Annotated in this window: 15 protein-coding genes; 1 reads left to right on the top strand and 14 read right to left on the bottom strand. The window is 38.5% G+C overall.

From position 1 onward, the window contains the following. Positions 1–225: 225 nt before the first annotated feature. Complete coding sequence (locus AC07VK_RS04200) at positions 226–543, bottom strand: hypothetical protein (RefSeq protein ID WP_492953411.1); 318 nt, start codon at positions 541–543, stop codon at positions 226–228. Between the two features lie 295 nt (positions 544–838). Here AC07VK_RS04200 and AC07VK_RS04195 point away from each other — a divergent pair, with 295 nt between their 5' ends. Beyond that, positions 839–1,201, top strand: coding sequence for a response regulator transcription factor (locus tag AC07VK_RS04195; protein ID WP_492958569.1), 363 nt, complete (start codon positions 839–841; stop codon positions 1,199–1,201). A 208-nt stretch (positions 1,202–1,409) separates the two neighbouring features. Here AC07VK_RS04195 and AC07VK_RS04190 read toward each other — a convergent pair whose 3' ends face one another. The 13 genes from AC07VK_RS04190 to AC07VK_RS04130 form a co-directional block, all read right to left on the bottom strand. Further along, the gene (locus AC07VK_RS04190) at positions 1,410–2,006 is read right to left on the bottom strand and encodes an FMN-dependent NADH-azoreductase (RefSeq protein ID WP_492953409.1); all 597 of its coding nucleotides are present in this window, start codon (positions 2,004–2,006) and stop codon (positions 1,410–1,412) included. 166 nt (positions 2,007–2,172) lie between these two features. Beyond that, positions 2,173–4,122, bottom strand: a complete 1,950-nt coding sequence (locus AC07VK_RS04185; RefSeq protein ID WP_492958567.1) for a glycoside hydrolase family 97 protein — start codon at positions 4,120–4,122, stop codon at positions 2,173–2,175. A gap of 67 nt (positions 4,123–4,189) precedes the next feature. After that, the gene (locus AC07VK_RS04180) at positions 4,190–5,854 is read right to left on the bottom strand and encodes an FAD-dependent oxidoreductase (protein WP_492958565.1); all 1,665 of its coding nucleotides are present in this window, start codon (positions 5,852–5,854) and stop codon (positions 4,190–4,192) included. A gap of 1 nt (position 5,855) precedes the next feature. Beyond that, the gene (locus AC07VK_RS04175) at positions 5,856–6,602 is read right to left on the bottom strand and encodes an SGNH/GDSL hydrolase family protein (protein ID WP_492958563.1); all 747 of its coding nucleotides are present in this window, start codon (positions 6,600–6,602) and stop codon (positions 5,856–5,858) included. A gap of 13 nt (positions 6,603–6,615) precedes the next feature. Then, positions 6,616–7,476: an ROK family protein gene (locus tag AC07VK_RS04170; protein ID WP_492958561.1), complete on the bottom strand. Its 861-nt coding sequence runs from the start codon at positions 7,474–7,476 to the stop codon at positions 6,616–6,618. Positions 7,477–7,490: 14 nt separating this feature from the next. Further along, complete coding sequence (locus AC07VK_RS04165; RefSeq protein ID WP_492958559.1) at positions 7,491–8,615, bottom strand: glycoside hydrolase family 88/105 protein; 1,125 nt, start codon at positions 8,613–8,615, stop codon at positions 7,491–7,493. A gap of 17 nt (positions 8,616–8,632) precedes the next feature. Next, entirely contained in the window at positions 8,633–9,832 is a 1,200-nt protein-coding gene (locus tag AC07VK_RS04160; protein ID WP_492958557.1) for a glycoside hydrolase family 28 protein, read from the bottom strand. Between the two features lie 98 nt (positions 9,833–9,930). Further along, entirely contained in the window at positions 9,931–10,212 is a 282-nt protein-coding gene (locus tag AC07VK_RS04155) for a hypothetical protein (protein WP_492958555.1), read from the bottom strand. 15 nt (positions 10,213–10,227) lie between these two features. Further along, the gene (locus AC07VK_RS04150) at positions 10,228–11,379 is read right to left on the bottom strand and encodes a glycoside hydrolase family 76 protein (protein WP_492958553.1); all 1,152 of its coding nucleotides are present in this window, start codon (positions 11,377–11,379) and stop codon (positions 10,228–10,230) included. Positions 11,380–11,428: 49 nt separating this feature from the next. Beyond that, positions 11,429–12,562 (bottom strand): SusE domain-containing protein, encoded by a 1,134-nt coding sequence (locus AC07VK_RS04145; protein WP_492958551.1) that lies wholly within the window; start codon positions 12,560–12,562, stop codon positions 11,429–11,431. A 22-nt stretch (positions 12,563–12,584) separates the two neighbouring features. Continuing rightward, positions 12,585–14,393, bottom strand: coding sequence for a RagB/SusD family nutrient uptake outer membrane protein (locus AC07VK_RS04140; protein ID WP_492953400.1), 1,809 nt, complete (start codon positions 14,391–14,393; stop codon positions 12,585–12,587). 18 nt (positions 14,394–14,411) lie between these two features. Beyond that, the gene (locus tag AC07VK_RS04135; protein ID WP_492958549.1) at positions 14,412–17,717 is read right to left on the bottom strand and encodes a SusC/RagA family TonB-linked outer membrane protein; all 3,306 of its coding nucleotides are present in this window, start codon (positions 17,715–17,717) and stop codon (positions 14,412–14,414) included. Between the two features lie 194 nt (positions 17,718–17,911). Beyond that, the gene (locus AC07VK_RS04130; RefSeq protein ID WP_492958547.1) at positions 17,912–19,048 is read right to left on the bottom strand and encodes a FecR family protein; all 1,137 of its coding nucleotides are present in this window, start codon (positions 19,046–19,048) and stop codon (positions 17,912–17,914) included. Positions 19,049–19,059: the final 11 nt, after the last annotated feature.

The raw sequence follows: 19,059 nt of genomic DNA, 5'->3' as shown, positions 1-19,059 counted from the left end.
TGAGTTTTATTACGCTATACTGGAGAAATCGTCATGCTGAATTTATTTTACAAGTAGAAATAGTGTTTTCAATTGTCTTACAGCTACTATGTGGTCAGCATCTTTCATACCATCTACTGTTTTAAACTTCTATAATTCTATCATCATAACAGTAAATTTATCAATTAAGATTCCCGCATACGCGAGAATGGCGACCACCATAAAATATAACTATAAAGTATTTCTTTATAATTCATTTCCTTTAAAAACATTAATCGATGCTGTTTTCCAGTAGATATAACCTAAATTACCGCAGGTTTGGGCTACAAAGTTTTCTACTTCCTCAGGCACGTCGTTAACTACACGCCATCTTATTTTATATTTTGGGTTATAACTTATATATACTACTAAATCATCACTACGTTGCCCAATGGCATGTAAATGCTGCAAATGAATATCCTGCAGATCTGCAGCAGCAATCCTCAGTCTTTCATTCATGATTTTACCTAATGAAAGATCTGGTCTAAAATCTGTTTCGAATATGGCTAAAACGGTAACGGTCATAGAAAAAAATAAATATGTCAGCAAACAAACCGAGCAAGAAGCTTTTTGTTTAAAATCATCAATTAAATACATCGAATCATCTTGATGATATTTCCTGTATCCTGTCTCTCCAAAAGCAAATCTATACTAAAAAAATTAGTATCAAAATTTATTTTTATATTTTTTTTAGTTAACGTAAAAATTATAGAAATGCATGACACGCACGATTAGGAAGGTTAATAACTCCAAAATTGTGCATAACTATCTTAAACATCTGATAGCGAGGTGAGTTATCTATATAACAAAAGTTGAGCTTATGAAAAAGTGCATCTATGTAGTAGAAGACAATCCGAGTATCAGAGAAATCATCGAATTTTTATTGATCGAAGAACTTTACGAGGTAAAGACTTGTCCAAACACCAACGATTTTTGGATTCAAATGAGCAAACACCGACCAGACATGGTAATTCTTGATATTATGCTGCCTGATGGAAACGGACTGGATATCTGTAATACGCTAAAGCGAAATATAAAAACACATGATATCCCTATAATGATGATGTCGGCCAATAACCACCTGAACGCAGTGAAGGCCAAATGTGATGCGGAAGATTTTATCAATAAACCTTTCGATCTGAATGATTTTGCCATCAGGGTTGAGAAGTATCTGGCGGCTTAGTTTTGTCCAGAGTTTTTAGTCAACGGTCATTAGTCGATTTGAACGATAATCGCTGCGCATATTGATAAATCTCATCATTAAGGCATTAAGCGCATTAAGTTTGGCGCAGGTAATCCTGGTCCAAGATCATTAGTCCGCAGGTGCTCAGTTGATTTGAACAATCAACCAATTTGCCAATGAACTAATGACCAATGAACTAATAAACCACTTAAATGGCTATACTTTCGATTGCTTTATCCAAAGCCACATCTTTTAAATCTGGAATGCTTACACCTTCTGCGCGATATGCCGTAATATCGGTCATCCCCATAAACCCCAGAACCGATCTTAGGTAAGATTCGGTGAAATCGTAAGGTTTCATCGGTCCTTCTGAATATACCCCACCAGAAGAGATCGCCAAATACACTTTTTTATTTTTTATCAAACCTTCAGGACCTTTTTCTGAGTAACTGAATGTTTGACCAGCACGTGCAATATGATCGATCCATGCTTTTAAAGTAGAAGGAATACCAAAATTATACAAGGGGGCACCGATAACGATTACATCAGCATCTTTAAGTTCGGCAATGGCCTCATTCGAATGTTTTATTGCTTCTGTAAATTCTGCGGTGTGATTTTCCTGTGGCGTAAAGAAAGAATTGATGTGTACTTCCTCCAAATGTGGAAATGGGGTGTTGGTAAGATCATGTGTAGTTAAAGTACTACCGGGATTTGCGGCCTGTAATTTTTCAACAATCGCATTTCCCAATTTAATACTGAAAGATGCTTCGCCTCTTGGGCTTGATATAAGATGTAATATTTTCATTTTTTTTGCCTTTTTATGTCTGGCAAAATTATGGATATGAAGTATCAAAAAGCTATTACTATACTAAAGGATAGCGCTATCGTTTAGTATAGTAGCAAGTTCATTTTAATAAAAAAGGAGCTTATCCAGCCGATAAACTCCTTTAATTAAAACACATAAATACTTATTATTTAACGGGTTCTATCACAGCAACAAAACCACCGTCTTTTACCATATTGATATCGATCGTTTCTCCTGCTTTAATCGGTTTTACGATGCGTTTAAAATCCATTGCCTGAAAATCTGCATTGATGCCATCTTTGATCAGGGTGATCTGGTAATTTGCATTTGGTTTTAAAAAGCCAGCTTCAATCTTCAGGTCGTGTTTTTGATCATTGCCCATAGCGCCAACAAACCATTTTTCGCCTTTACGTTTGGCTGTAACGATATACTCACCAACACTTGCATCCAGAATTTTGGTTTCATCCCAGGTTACGGGAACGCTGGTAATAAACGAAGTGGTTTCTGGCTCTTTTAAATAGTTAAAAGGATTATCGGCCAGCATTTGAAAACCACTTTCAAAAACAATATACATGGCCAGCTGATGCGCCCTGGTACCGATGCTCATGGTATTTACCCAGCTAGGTTTATAATCCTGTTTGTGTGCCGAACGCATTGCCCCGGGTGTATAATCCATCGGCCCAACTGCATTTCGTAAAAAAGGAAGAAATAAGTTGTTGTTCGGCGTGGCCAAACCGCCTCCAATATTTTGTTCCATACCTATAACACCTTCATAAGAGAGTACATTAGGATAAGCCACCTCCAAACCAGCTGGTTTAAATGCACCATGAAAATCGACCAAAATGTGGTGTTTAGCCGCCTCTTTAGCTACACGGGTATAGTAATTTACCATCCATTGATCGCTCCTGTCCATAAAATCTATTTTCACCCCTGCAATTCCCCACTTTTCCAGGGTTTCAAACACATTAAAATTATTTTCTACCGCCAGCCATGTAAACCAAAGTACAATTTTTACATTTTTCTGTTTGCCATAAGCAATTAATTCTTGCAGGTTTATGGTTGGATTAGGCTCAAAAGGATTAAGTGTTGTTTTCGCCCATCCCTCATCCATAATGATATAAGGAATACCAAATTTCGAAGCAAAATCGATGTAATATTTATAGGTATCCTGATTATAACCCGATTTAAAATCTACTCCATAAACGTATGCATTGTGCCACCATTCCCAGGTTACCTGACCAGGTTTTATCCATTTGGTATCTTGTAGCTGATTAGGTGTACTTAATTTATAAACCATTTGGTTGGCAGCCAATTGAGTATCTTTATCGGTAATGACCAAAAAACGCCATGGAAACGATCTTTTACCAGCTGTTCTAGCAATATATCCGGCTTCTTTTAATATTTTCTTGCTTCTATCTCCATCTTCTCCGAAAGCTAGGGGCACTTTAGGAAAAACAGCATCAATGGTTTTATCGTCTACTGCTTTAACAAATAAACATGGGTAATCATATAGATCTGCTTCTGATAAAAGTGCTTTATATTTTCCTGTATTAAACAATATTGGTAATACACTCATCTTCTCTTTATTCACTTTTCCCAGCTCGTTTTGGCGGTATAAAATCTCATACGAAGTTTTAAAACCACCTGTTTCTAAATAAGCTGCTTTAACCGGATCGTTAAAATTAAGATGTACATCTTCACTGTTTACAATGATCGAATCTTTTTTATTGGTGATGAAACGATAAGCGATTCCGTCGTTATAAGCCCTGAACTCTACACTGAAATCGCCCTTAAAATCCAATCGCAATAAATTATACTGATTTACTACAATACTGTTTTTAAGTGGAACGATTGGATTCGAACTGGTATTAACCGAAGAAAATGTTTTCTTCAACAATTTTGGATCTGCACCAAGTTTTGCCTGATCCAGGTTTAGCTGTAAGTAAGAATTGGCCAAAAAAGGATCGCCATTAAAGGTTACTGCATAGCCAATTTTATCTTTAATGGCTACCGATATTTTGATCCGTTTATCAGGCGATAACAGTTCTATGGGCGCACTAAAAAGTTTTACGGTGAACAACAGCAATAAAATGACTAGTGATAAGTGTTTTTTCATCTTTGATTAGGTTTCTTTCTGTGAAAATTTATATGGCAAGTACGATTTACTAATTCAATAAATCGTTTTAGTTAGCTAAAGTTAAATACTGTTTTTGATTTAACAACAGTTTTTTTAATTGATTATAATTTACATCCTGAATACTAATTCTATGGTCGATAGCCAAAGATGCCGCAGTGGCAGCTGATTCGCCCAGGATCATAAATACAGGTTCCATCCGTACAGATCCATACGCAATATGCGATGATGACAAACAGACCGGAACCAATAAATTTTTGCATTCGGTTTTCTTTGGTACTATAGCCTGATAGGAAATGCTATAAGGTTTTGGTGCTTTAACACCAATATCCCCTTCATTCTGTACGTAACCTTCTGGTGTAACATAACGTTGCACATTATGAGAATCTAAGGAGTAAGAGCCCATCCCTATCGGATTTGGCACTTCTTTTTTGCCTAGCACTTCATGCTCTGTCATCACGAAATCGCCCACCATTCTCCTGGCCTCACGAACATAAATCTGATAAGGCCAGTTCCCATTATCTTTAAACTCATCCTTTGCCAATCCCCATTTTTTAAAACGCTGTTGAATATCTTTTGGCATCCGTTGATCGTTAGCCATGAAATACATCAATCCTTTTTGATAATTTTCATGGGCCTTGACAATCTCTTTCCGCTTAGCATAGGTAGCTTCCGGATATTCATAGTTCATCCCAATAAAATCGGTGCTAAATGGTCCATGGTTATTGGTATCAGTTTTATGGTTAGGAATAGGGTCATATTTATTAAAAAGCTCGTTCCAGCCCGCATTGAAAACCCTTAAAAGTAATTCGTAATCCATTGGATTGTAGCGGTCTGGTTTGGGAAATCCGATCCTGTTTTCGGGCAGATCGGTAAGGCACATCCGGTAGCAATATGCCTGAAGTTTATGGTCTGCCTTTCCTTTTAGCCCGGGTTGATCAGTAGAAATGCCCATTAACAGGCCGCTTGTTTTATCTCCGGGAATTTTATAGGGATCGATCTTATTTTTAAAATAATGTGAATGCTGAAAAACCATGGTCTGTACACCATTCCATTGTTCTTGATAAACGGCATTTGCTTCTCTCCCTACATGATAGCTCACCTTTGCAGCAGCCATCAGATCTCCTTCGTATGTGGCATCGATAAACATTTTAGCGGTAAATATTTTCCCGGATAAAGTTTTGATATTAATTATTTTACCATCTTTCATCTCTACTCCTGCTTTGCGTTCCAACCATTCATTACGATATATGGTTAATTTATTTTCATTAACAAAATCTTCCATAATCTGCTCGGCAACATGGGGTTCGAAAATCCACATGGTCCGGTCCATTCCATCAATAGCGGGTGTGCCCTGCCCTTTGTTACCGTATTCTTCTTTTTTCTGCCAATTCCAGGCGTTGGCCTGTTGATAGTGCTGATAAACCCGTTGATAAAATGTTCTGGCTAAACCGCCAATTACGGATTTATCACCTGTATCGGTAAAGCCAAGACCTGAGGCAGATAAACCGCCCAGATGCAAATCGGGTGCAACTACAATAACACTTTTGCCCATTTTAGTAGCCTGTACGGCGGCAATTATGCCGGCTGACGTTCCACCATAAATCACAATATCTGCCTGATGATCATTTTTTAGCTGACTATGGGCCATTAACGACATAAAAAAGCTGAACGCAATAAAACAGATCAAAATTTTCTTAATTGATATAACCATATCATTCTTGAGTTAAAAGTTTCTTTAAATATGCTGGATAACTGTCTCTATCTATCGTTCCGTCTCCTTTGGTAATACTATCTCCGAAACAAACAATATCTGTTTTCGGAAGCCGATGGTCGATAATATAATCGTAAACACTCAAGCCAATAAACCGATAACCATTCGCCGTTGGATGTATACCATCAGTTTTATTGCTGTTTGCTACATTCTGGATCAATGAATCTTTATCTGTTCCTATTTTCCCGATGGCTGAAAACCGATGGCCTAAATCAAGGAAATCAATTTTTTGCTGATCAGCAACTTTTCTGACCACATCATTTACCTGTTTGCGTCTTCCTTGTACTCCTTCTGGCTCATAAAATGAAGCAGGATGACGGGTAAGTAAATGCTCAGCATACATAGGCAAAATCGTCATCAGTAATACTTTGCTTCCTGAAGATTTTATTTTTTTCACCAAAGTGCTTAAATTATTTTCATATTGAGCAATTGGTACATGTTTAACACTATTCATATCATTGGTACCTACCATCAAAATGGTTAATTTAGGATGTTTTGTTAAACAATCCTGGTCAATCCTATTTAAAAGATCTATCGTATTGTTTCCGCCTATCCCTGCATTTATAACCCTAGGATCTGATGAATCGCTGTTAACCTGGAGGCTTAAAGCATAAACATAGCCTGATTTAACCATCAATGCTGATGAAAGCACGGCAAGCGATCCTTTTATTGCTTTTCTTCTATTCATTTATTCTAATAAATTACGTACTTGCACTGGCACCTAACAGGGTTGCTTTTTCACCTAGCGCTGATTTTTTAACAGGGAAACTATAGCCCATCATTTCGGCCAGCTGTTTACGGGTTTCTTCTATAAAATAATCTTCAGCGAGTGCAATATTCCCTCCGATTACAGCAGCTACAGGCATTTTCTTTTTAATAAACTTATATATGAATTTAGCCAGATTGTAACTGAATTCGCGAAAAATAACATCAAAATAAGGAGATTTTGAATGGTTATCAATCAAATCTTTAACATCCGTAATCTGCAGGTTACTCAATTCGTAGAATCGTTTTACGAACCAGCGTGTAGAGATATAATCTTCAGCAATTCCAGTTAAAAACGGCATTTTCCATAAATCAGAATCGCGCGCTTTGCCTCTTGCAATGTGAGATGTACCCAAGCCTGTTCCCAATGTTAAACCAATTGCTTTATCGAAACCGTATAAGCTACCGCTGTACAGTTCTCCTTTTAAAAAACAGGCCGCATCATTCAAAAAGCTGATTTTATCTGCTTCAAAATTAATTTCTTCTGCCAATAAATGCTTGATATTTAAACCATAAAGCGATCGGAACTTTTCTTGGTCTTTAATTAAACAGATTCCGCTTTTATAATCCATAGGTCCGGGTATGGCAATCTTAATTTTCGCTGGCTTAACGTTATAGGCGGCCATACAATGTTGTAGGGTATTTGCCCAGCCGTTTAATATTTCGTTTGCTGTACCATTTGCATCAATTCGATCACGCCGCCAGGTATTTTCCACTATAGTTCTATTTTTTAAATTGATAATCGCAGCCGTAATATGCGACCCGCCAATATCTACCCCCAAAACAATATTTCTCATATCTGATACATCTATTATTTTGTTAACAATGCAAAGCTGCACCATAAAACAGGTGCCTGACCATGCATATCTCCGGTAATTCTTTGGCGGTCTAAATAATATTGCCGGTTATTTTCTTTATTTGTACCCTGACAAACTTCTCTCACATCTCCGTTGGTGTTGATGTATTTGGTTAACGCAATCCAGGCCTTGCGAGCCGATGGGCCAAATTCTTCTTCTTTTAACCAGCCTTTTTTTATACCGGTAATAAAGGCAAAAGTAAACATGGCACTGCCTGATGTTTCTGGCCAACTGGCCTTATCATCAACCAACTGCAACCACATTCCATCTTCGGTTTGATATTGCTTTAAACTGCCCATCATGGTCTGATAGGCTTTCAATATCTTTGGTCTGTCGGGGTTATCTTTCGGTAGCGAACTTAACAGTTCAGTCATACCCGCAGCCATCCAACCATTTCCTCTTCCCCAGAAAAAAGGCACATCGGGCGCATGGTAAAACAATCCATTTGGGCGTTGAATCGAATCTAAATAAACCGCCATTTCATGCGCTGCCCGGTCAATGTATTTCCGGTCGCCTGTAGCACGATAGGCTTGAGCCTGAATATTGGTGATCATATACATATCATCTATCCACATACGCGTTTGCCACGACAAACCCTTATCCAACAATGCGCTATATTCCGGTTTTGGTTTTGCAGGCATTGTCCATTGCTGATCGGCAAACCATTTTCCCATGTCTAAATACACAGGAATTTTGTATTGAATATAAAGTTCTAATGGCAATGAACCGAAAATATTGGGATCAACATGATCTGGCCTGGGCTGAAGGTTCTTTTTCTCATATAATAAAGGCCGGAAACGCTGCTCTAACTTATCTGCCATTGCTTTATCGCCTATAGTTGAGGCGAATTTTAGCGCACCATACCAAGCACACACCTCTGAGTAAGTGATTGAGCCTGGTGGTGCTGAAAAACCAAAATTGGTATGTGGCGTTTCTAAATAGTGTTTGCTTAATTTGTTCCCTATTTCTAATGGAGCGGTACCTTTTGGCCAATCTTTAAAATATTTGTTCTGAGCAAAGGTTTGTGTACAAATTGAAATAGAGGCAATAATTAGAAAAATTAAATTAATCTTTTTCATTGGTTTAATTTATTATGTTACCGGGCTGATACTTTGATATCATCAGCAAAAGCAATATCTGTCATTCTTAATTCTTTTAAATTTTGGGCAGGCAAGCTTAAACCAGGCATTTTTATATTACTGAATATTAATCGACTAATACAATTTACTTCACTTACTCCTTTAATTTTACCAGGAGATTTACCTGCATCTCTAACCACAATATTTTTAACTGTGATGTTGGAAATAGGCCCGCTTCCTTTCTTATCGCCATTTTGCATAAAAAATATGGCCCAGGTTCTGTGGTCGTCATTTTGATAACTTAACCTTTCGATATCAATCCCATCAAAAACTACATTTTTAACAAAAGCAGTTCCCCATTTATGGTGAATCCCAATGCCCACGGCAGCATCGTAAACCACACAGTTTTTAAACTTGATATTGCTTTGTAGTTGCATTACGCCTTGCCCGATCTTAAAACCATAACAGTAAGTCCACGAAATACAATCTTCAAAAACAATATTCTTTTGTGCTTTTGGGCTACCTGGCCAATTTCTGCAGAGATCGGTATTTTGTTCCCAGGTTTTTGTAGAGAAAGGATCATCAAGCGCGATACCAATGGCATGTTTAACTAACACATTTTCGGATTCGATAACATCTACACCATCGTTTTCGCCCATATCGAACCGGTTAAAGAGTTTAAAGTTTTTCAATACGACATTTCTAGACCGCGTTGGAATAATTGCCCAGGCACCAGAATTACGGATAATCAATCCATCAAGGGCAAAATCCTCGGCACCCATTATAGCGAGGATGTGATTTCCGATTTTTCCCTTTTCTGTGGCAAATTTGCCATTACCATCTAAAGTACCATTGCCAAATAATTTAATGTGCTTAGCACCCATTTTGGTATAAATCCACCAGGTAATGTTTCTTTTCTGAGAATCTTTTCTTGCATTTATGGTATAATCTTCGGCTTTGCCCGAAAAAAGCAGTACCGCTCCTTCTTCCAGATAAATGGCAGTATTGCTCTTAAGTTCAATATTACCCACTTTATATACACCAGCTGGAATGTAAACAGTCCCATTTTTATAGGCTGAAGCATCATTTATGGCATTCTGTATGGGGTTGGTTGTTAAAGTTTTTCCAGTCGAATCTGCATGATAAACCGGCCCTAGCACATTAAAAATACCTTTCCCGCTCGACTTTGGCTTCTTTTTAACCTGAGCATCGGCCACAATTACGAGCTCCTTCTTTTTGTTGATCTTAACGATGAGGTAATCTCCCTTACGGATGGTAAAGGTTAACTGTTTTGCCTTGGACTTGGCATTAATATTTAATTTTTAGGACAAATATTATATGTTGTAATGTCTTCATCGGACAAAGAAACGGTCATTTCAGCCGTTTCTGCAGCCATCAAAAAATGGACATAATCATATTTTTCAGTATAATTAACCACCGGAATATCTATGTCCGAAACTGCCAGATTAAATATAAGTGATTTTGTATAAATTGACGGTAAAGGATAGGTAGATACAGGTTTTAAGCTAATGTTACCTGCAAACAATATTGCAGGCAACATTAAGAGCGTACATAATATTTTGATTTTTTTGCTCACGTATATTCAATTAAATTATTGTACAATGCCTGCTCTTTTCAGTTCGTCCAATGTTTCGAGCAGCATAATAGCGCTCAGTTGAACTGAACAATCTCCGGTTTTCGAACTGGGTTTACTCACCCAATCAGATCCAAACATATTCTCTGGCGTTCGGAGGGCTTTAGTGTATAAACTTTGACCATTGTTTTTTAAATACTTTAAGTAAAGCTGTTTGGTGTAATCATCAACTGCTTTTTTTAATAAAAGCTGCGCCATGTATCGGATAAAAATCCCTTTAAAAAGACCGCCATCACCAGAGTTTTCGCCTTTTAAAATGCCGTTTGGCGAGAATTTGGTTGCATCGTTCATGATATAATTTGCATTCCGAACGGCATCGTCTAAATAAGTTTGATCTTTGGTAATGAGATAAAGTTCTAAACCAGCACCAAGCCATGTACCTTGATTATAGGTATATAGTGCGCCTTCGCTGGTATTTCCATAGGCATCCCAAACCACCCCTCTTGCAGGTTCAACTAAATAGGCCTTCATCCAGGTATAAATCTTTTTTGCCCATTCCAAATCATCAGCTTTTTTATCCAATTGGTACATTCTGGCAGCAATAATAGCTGCCGGGGCATTGGAGCAAGCATTTTTTGAATCTGCAGAGCCTGATGCCCACATAATCCCCCCGTTTTTTACCGTAGTCCACCCTACTTTGATCCAGCCCCAAAGCTGATCTGCAGCCTGCTTGTATTCAATATCTCCAGTTGCATCATAAGCCCTTAAACAGGCCAATGCCCACCATTCCATATCATCGTAAAAAGTATTTTTGTAGGTATTGCCATTTTTAACGTAACAACCTTTTAGCAAAGCTTTCATTTTAGCAAGATACTTGGCATCTTTTGTTCTTCTGTAGGCATCAACATGTACATCCAGGGCATGGGCATTCCACCAATAATTAAAGCCCACATTACCATCGTTGTTTTGGTTATAATAGTTTTGGCTGGTGTTGTAAAATTGAACATCCAATGCAAGCTGTGCATCGTCTGCAGCTTTTGCCCAATCAACCACTACCGGTGGTGCAACAGGTTCTGGTGGCGTTACCGAGGTTTTATCTTTTTTACAGGCTAAAAAACACATCGTAATAAGCAGCCCGCTAAGTATTATATATTTCGAAAATAATTTCATGGCATGGAAAGTTATGGCGGTTAATCGTATCGGAAAACCGCCGTGAATTTTATTTAAAAGTTACTTTATGGGTGTAATCGGCAGTCGATTGCAGCCTGAACTCGATATCTGTTTTCTGTGCTTCTGCTGCAAATTTGTAGGTATAATCGTATTGCGAATTATCCACTTCTTTTAGCAAAAAATAACTTGCCGGACTAGAAGATGTTGCCCTTACATTATCCTTAACCGAGCTACCCCAGTTTTTAACCGTTACTGTGCCAGCTGCATCTTTTTCAGTAACCCTAAATTTATAGCGTTCATCTTTACCCCAGGATTCTGTTTTCCAAACAATGGGTACATCTGTCGCTTTCCAAACTCCTGCGGCATCGTAAGTTAAAGTGTTCTGAATTTTATTATAACCCGAAAACCATAACCCAACCGACTGAATTTCGGTAAAGGTTGCTGCTGATTTATTGAAATCGAGATTGATGCGGTACACTGTTTTAGCGGTAGCCGGACTGACCACTTCTGTTCCTTGTTTTATCACACCGGCATCGATAACGAAAGTTAATGCTGATCCCGTAATCTTATCAACCAATTTATAACTGCCGGCATTTAAGGCTGTATAGATTTCGAACACACCATCTGATATTTTTTTGAAAGGCTGTGCTTTGGTTAAATCTGTTCCTCCCTCACTTGCGGCACCCGATATAAAAACAGTAGCAGGGTTTTCTGCAAAACCAGCCGGACGTTTCAGTTCGATTATACCAGCACCAGAAGTAGCTGCAATAACACCATTAGAAGCGATAACCTGCCATTTAACCTTACCGCTGGCTAATTCGACAATACCAGCCGCAGCCGCAATTTTGTTCATTTCTTTGTGAGATAATGACAATTTATTATCGACGCCTACCTTTGCGGGAATCCCTGTATAAACTGGTTTTGAAAAATCGCCGCTTTCTTTATCGAAAACAACTTTATAAAATGCTAAGGTATAATTCCCCGTTGTTGCCGCGTTCCATTCAAACGTAACTACCGCATTGCTCGAGGGACTCAGGTTTATTACCATATTATTTGCTGGCGCACTAAGTGTTGGCTGTGTGATGGTTGTGGTTACATTATCTATCCGATCCTTTTTACAAGAGAATAAGAATAACAGGCAAAGCATGCCCATAGCATATTTGTTTTTAAATATTCTGTTCATTTTATGATCTATTAAAATTGGATTACCAGCCTGGGTTGCCTACAAGTTTTTTGTCTTTGTTCAATTCTGATTGAATGATGTTCCATAGGTAGTTTTTCTTCAAGAAGACCCTATTCTCAAATACTACTCTTTTTTGAAAATCAGCAGAGGTTGTGGCATTAACATCCATTCCATAAAAAGGTCCGCCATCTGTTTGATCCGCTATTTTCCACCTACGGGTATCAAAATACCGAAAACTCTCAAAAGCGAGTTCAACCCTTCTTTCTTTCCGAATGGCATCTCGCCAGGCCGCCTGGTTTGTAGGTTCCGGCACCTGATTGGCTGCCGAACCATATTGAGGAATTCCTGCACGTTCTCTGATTAAGTTAATGTATTTTTTAATATCGGCATTTCCTGGGGTATACTCGTTCAGTGCTTCAGCATAATTAAGGTAGATTTCGCCTAACCTGAAAATGATTTCTGCTCTGTCCGCAATTTGATCGGGTCCTACTTTGCTGTTTGGATTAACCATCTTACGAACAACATAACCTGTTCTAGACCAGTTACGCCCTGTGTACTGACCACTATTCCCTCCTTTATACAATTGAATCGTTATTGGCGATGGTCCCGTTCCGCTATTGTTATTACTGGCATTATTGATCCATTTGCTCAAGTTGAAAGTAATGTTGACATAAAAACGAGGTTCTCTGTTCACATACATGTTTGAAGTGCCTGCTGCATAGTAATTATTCGCAGTGGAAGTAGTTCCAACTTCGGTATAACCTGAAGCCGGATCATCTATCGATCTTCCGTTTGCTGTAAAAAATGCATCAACCGCCTGTTGTGTGGCTCCCCAGGACGACCATCCGCCCAGAATATAAGGCGAACCGTTTTTATCAATAGAATACAGTTTATCATCTACCAACCGGCAAAGGATAACTTCCGAATTCCAATCTTTAAGCCAAAGATTTTTAAGCGATTCGTAAGGTTTAATATTTCCACCTGCATCCAGTTCTTTATACAAACTATAATCAGGCATATCTATTAGCTCTTTTGATGCATCAGCAGCTCTTTTCCATTTATTCGCATCAAATGTCTGGTTGATCAACACCTTTCCATCCAAATTCTTAAAACCGGCATAATCGGTATTCCCATTATACAAAGGGCTTGCTGCATACAACAGGGTACGTGATTTAACAGCCAGGGCCATTCCTTTTTTCCATCGACCAAACTCGCGGGTATTGCCCTGCGAAACGGGTAAATCTGCAATGGCTTTATCCAGTTCTGAAACAATATAATTGACACATTCATCATAGCTATTTCTTGGAAAACTAAAATCTTCGATAGATGCATCTGGTGGAATAGGCAGATCTGGTAATATGATTACAGGCCCATATTGAGCAATGAGACAAGAATAAAAATAGGCCCTTAATGCCCTTGCTTCGGCTACATACTGTTTAATTAATTGTGGTTCGATTTCGGGATTTTCGGGTACACGTTGCATAAAATAAGATGCCCTGCGGATCCCCTGATAATAATAGATCCATAAATTATAATCTCCACGGTTTTTATCCCAGTTGCCCAAATTCATCGAATAAGTTGGATAATCGTTGTAGGTTACATCAGCCTCATCCGATAAACCTTCCCATGGACTTCCTAGATTCCAATCACTGTTTGATTTGATATAGGTGTAAATTCCAGCCAGATATTTCTCAGATTCAATTTTCTTTTTGAAAACATCATCAATGGTCTGTTTGTCATCAGGTACCTGATCGAGGAATTTTTTACAGGCGGTTAAAGAGCAGATCAACACTAAAATGAGAGCTGCTTTTAAAAATATATTTCTTTTCATATCCTAAGGATTTTAAAATTAAAAAGTAGCACTTACACCTAAACTGTAGGTTTTGATATTGGGATAGGAAGTCCCAGAACTTCTGGGTCCGGAATCTGTACCACCTCCTAACTCAGGGTCCCAGTATTTAAAAGGACTTATGGTAAAGAGGTTATAACCGATGAAATACAGCCTGAGTTTCTGCAAGCCCATAAATGAAATGGCTTCCTTTTTAAAGGTATAGCCGAAATCCAGGGTTTTAAGTCTGAGGAAACGTCCATTGATTAAAAAGTGGCTGTTTGTAGCATAATTTTGGTTGATATCTGCACCGTATGAAAGACGCGGGTAAAAAGCATCTTGCCTTGGGTTTTGAGGGGTCCAGCGATCTAATACATTGGCATACAAACTTCCTTTTGCCGAACCGTTTCTAAATGGCATAAACTCATTCGCGAAATAAAAATCAACTGATCCCGTACCCTGAAAAAACGCGCCTAACGAAAAGCCTTTATAGCCAAATGTTCCACCAAAACCATATAATATCTGAGGCACCTGATCTTTACCAATGAATGTCCGATCGTCGGCATTGATGGCCCCATCACCATTTAAATCTCTGAATTTCAGATCACCGGCTTGCACTACGCCAGTAGTTCTGGCTACTGCAGGGTTATCTATTTCTGCTTGTGTATAAAATCCATCGGCAATGTATCCTGTTCTTGTAAAAACAGATCGGCCTCTTGATTCCTGCCAAGGAAATGCTGGGACAGGCGAATCATCTTCGATCACTTTATTTTTATTATAGGTAAACGTACCTTGCAAAGACATTGAAAAAACACCGAAATTTTTATCAAAATTCCCTGTAAAATCGATTCCTTTTGCCTCTGTTTTACCTAAATTACCCAACAGGTTATTTCTAACGCCCACAAAATCAGGAACACCTTTTCTCACGGTAAAAATATTATCACGTTTACGGCTAAATACGTCAAACTGTAGGCTCAGCGCATTGTTCCAGGTTTTAAGTTCTAAGCCCAGATTTAAATCTTTTTCAGTTTCCCAGGTGGCATCTACCGGGTAATCGGCAATATCTATTCCCTGAAGCACATTATCCCCTCTAACCTGACCATATTGATATGCACCAGTTGTATTACCTACTGTTCCTATGTAAGAAAAACGCCTTCCTCCAATGTTACTGCTTCCTACAGTTCCATAAGAAGCTCTCAGTTTTATCAATTGGAAGATCTGGTTAGCATTACCATAAAACTTTTCGTTAGAAATTACCCATCCAACCGCATAAGAAGGAAAGAAACCATAACGTTTATCAGGAGCAAAATTTTCGGCTCCGTTATAACCAAAGGTAACTTCGGCCAAATAACGGTCATCATAAGAATAAGTGGCCCTTCCCACTCCTCCTAAACTCCGGTAAGGGATAGAGCCGATTAAATCTCCAGCCGTAGCACTCACCTTATCACTTTGGTAATACAGGGCAAGTCCACCTAATTTATGTTTTCCAAAAGTACGGGCATAATTTATAGCGCCTTCCAAATAGAACTGGCGACTACCCCCATTTGATCTTGAAAACGAAAGATAATCCTGACCAGGGTTAATGCTGCTATAAACCAGATCACCAGCTGCATTTCTTGAAGTTGCATAATAAGTTGTCGGCGTTTTCCCCCTGGCAAGTGTATTGGTGTTGGTCGCATCAAATGAGTATAATAAATGCGACGACAAACCCTTAACAAGGCTACCCAAATCCTGCGTAACTCTAATATCAGACATGATCTGATTCTCATAGGTGGTAGAATAACCTCTGTTGGTAAGTAACCCGTATGAACTGTATAATCCACCACCAGTAGATAAAAAGGGTTCTCTATTATCCGGATACATTACCGGATACAAAATTGGATATGTTCTTAGCGAATTCGCAAAAATATCACTAGTACCTGTACCAGGATAATTCCCGTTAGATAACCAGCCTTTAATTCCTAAATCAATCGTGGTGCTCTTGGTTGCTTTTAAGGTTAAAGCTGAACTGAAATTCACCCTCGAATATTTAATAGAAGAGTTGTATTGCTGTAATCCATCTGTTTTAAACAAACCTGTTTCATCATAATAACCTGCAGAAACATAATAGGTAGATTTTTCTCCTCCGCCTCTAATACTCAAGTTTGCTTTGCGGTTGTGGCCAAAATCATTAAAAATTTCGTCAAACCAGTTCACATTTGGATATAAATAGGGATCTACCTGTGTAAACGTTTTGTTGATGAGGTCTTCAGAATAAATGGGATTTCCACCTCTCGTAGTATTGGCCTCATTGGCCATTTGCATATAGGTTACACCATCTGCTGTTTCTGGTACACGCGTAAATTGGGTAAGTCCCTGGTAATAATCTAAATTAATATCTGTGCGTCCGGCTTTACCTCTTTTGGTTGTGATTAAAATTACGCCGTTTGCACCCCTAACACCATAAACAGATGTAGAAGATGCATCCTTCAGAATGGAAAAGCTCTCTATATCATTCGGATCGATATTGCTAAAAGCCCTTTCTACACCATCAACCAAAATAAGCGGCGTATTATTGCCCGTTGTAATTACGCCCCTGATCCATAAATCGGCCCCATCTCTGCCTGGCTCCCCACTTCTTTGAACACCTACCAGGCCTGAAACACGGCCTGCTAAAACGGTAGAGATATTGGCTACGGGCTGCTTTAAAGATTCAACATCTAAGGTAGACTGGGCACCCAAGGTTTCAATCTTTCTCTGTTTCTGTCCGAAAGCTACTACCACAACCTCATTTAAAGAATTGTTTACAGGCTTTAAGATAATTGTTAAATTTTTTCTTTTTTCGACGGGCACTTCTTGCGAATCGTAACCAATAAAACTGATCAGCAAAGTTGCATCTTCCTGCGCTTTGATTGTAAATTCTCCATTTGGATTGGTAGCAACTGTTAGTGTACCGCCTTTAATTTTTACCGTAGCACCCGGAATGGCCTGATTGGTTTCATCCAATACCTTACCTTTTATGATAATTTCATCTTTTTCGGCTAGCGGATTCGCATTTCTTTTACGTAATACGATTGTTCTTTGTTCGATTACATACGTAAAAGGCTGTCCTGCAAAACATTTCTCCAAAACTTTTAAAAAAGGTTCGTTTATGGCGGTTAGCGTAATGGGATTGGCAGATTTAATCAGCGCATCTTCGTAATAAAAATTATAATTGCTCTGCAAATGCAGGGCCTTTAAAACTTTATCGATAGAGGCATTATTTACGCTTAAATTGATGTTTTGAGCATGGGTACTTGCATTGAGCTGTACCGCAAAAGCAAACATTAAAATCAATATAAATTTCATGCGGATGAGAAATTTAAATGACATGAGGGGTTGCCCACAGCATGTAGTTGTGTTAAAAAATTTATACATTTGGTTAGTAAGTTAAATGTAACTTGTGTCGAAATAGGTTTATTTGATTTGCATTTTTGGCTTGTCCAATCGACCTGAAGTGGCTCAAAACACTTCGGGTCTTTTTTAAGCCGGTTAAGTATGGCTTATTTCATAACAACGACCCTCCTCCCTACAATTTTAAATTTCACTGAACCGGTTAATTCCATTGTTCTTAGTACATCGGTAACTTTTCCAAACCGCGAAATCGTTCCGCTATAATATTGCTTGTTAAAATCCCCCTCATAATCAACTTCGATATCGTACCACCTCGAAATCTGGTTCATTATGGAGTATAAGTTATTATGATTGAACAAAAACAAACCGTTTTTCCAGGCGATACTTTCAGCAGCATCCGTCATTGTACTCAGCTCTAAAATCCTCGATTGATTAAAGTTGACCACCTGCTCGCCCGGTTTCATCATTTTACTTTCAGCACCTTTGCTCACCAATACCTTTCCTTCTAATAAGGTGGTTTTAGTTTCTGTTTCATCAGGGTAAGCATTGATATTAAAATGCGTTCCCAATACCTGAACATCTTGTGTTTGGGTATGCACCACAAAAGGCATTTCTTTATTTTTATAAACTTCGAAATAAGCTTCACCACTTAGTTCTACATTTCTTTTCTTACCATCAAAAATTACAGGATATTTTAAAGATGATGATGCGTTTAACCAAACATTAGTACCATCAGGCAGTATAATCTTGTACTGACTGCCACGCGGCGTTTCTATCGTGTTAAAGGCATTTAAATTGGTTTCGTTTTTTTCAACATCCAACACTTCGTAAACCAGTTCTCCTTTGGCTGTTTTTTTGATGCGTATCCCAGCAAGGCTATCTAAAACTAATGTGGATGCATTTTTATCGAGAATAATCTTACGCCCATCGGCCAAGGTTAAAATCGCTTTATCGGTACCTGGCAAAATCTTTTCCGCAGGATCGGCTATTTTCGCAGTAAATTCATTTTTTGGGCGGATAGCAAAATAAATTGCAACAGATGCCACAATTACCAATACTGCCGCCGCAGCAATCATCTTTTTAAATAATGAAAAGACTTTGGGTTGCTTCTCTTTTGGCAGGTTGGCTGCTATTGCCGCCAAATCATCAGCTATTTCATGTTCAGTTAAAGGAAAGCCATCGGCATGATAATCCAGATAGGAACTTTCTACCAAGGCTTTTTCTTCTTCGGTACATTCCCCTGCGAGATATCTTTTAAGTAAATCTTGAATTTGGTTAGTTTGCATTGGTTTATTGA

The sequence above is a fragment of the Pedobacter sp. GW821-FHT01D05 genome (assembly GCF_059422505.1).
Note: the sequence above shows the minus strand (reverse complement) of the source record. Positions and strands in the feature narration are given on the sequence as shown.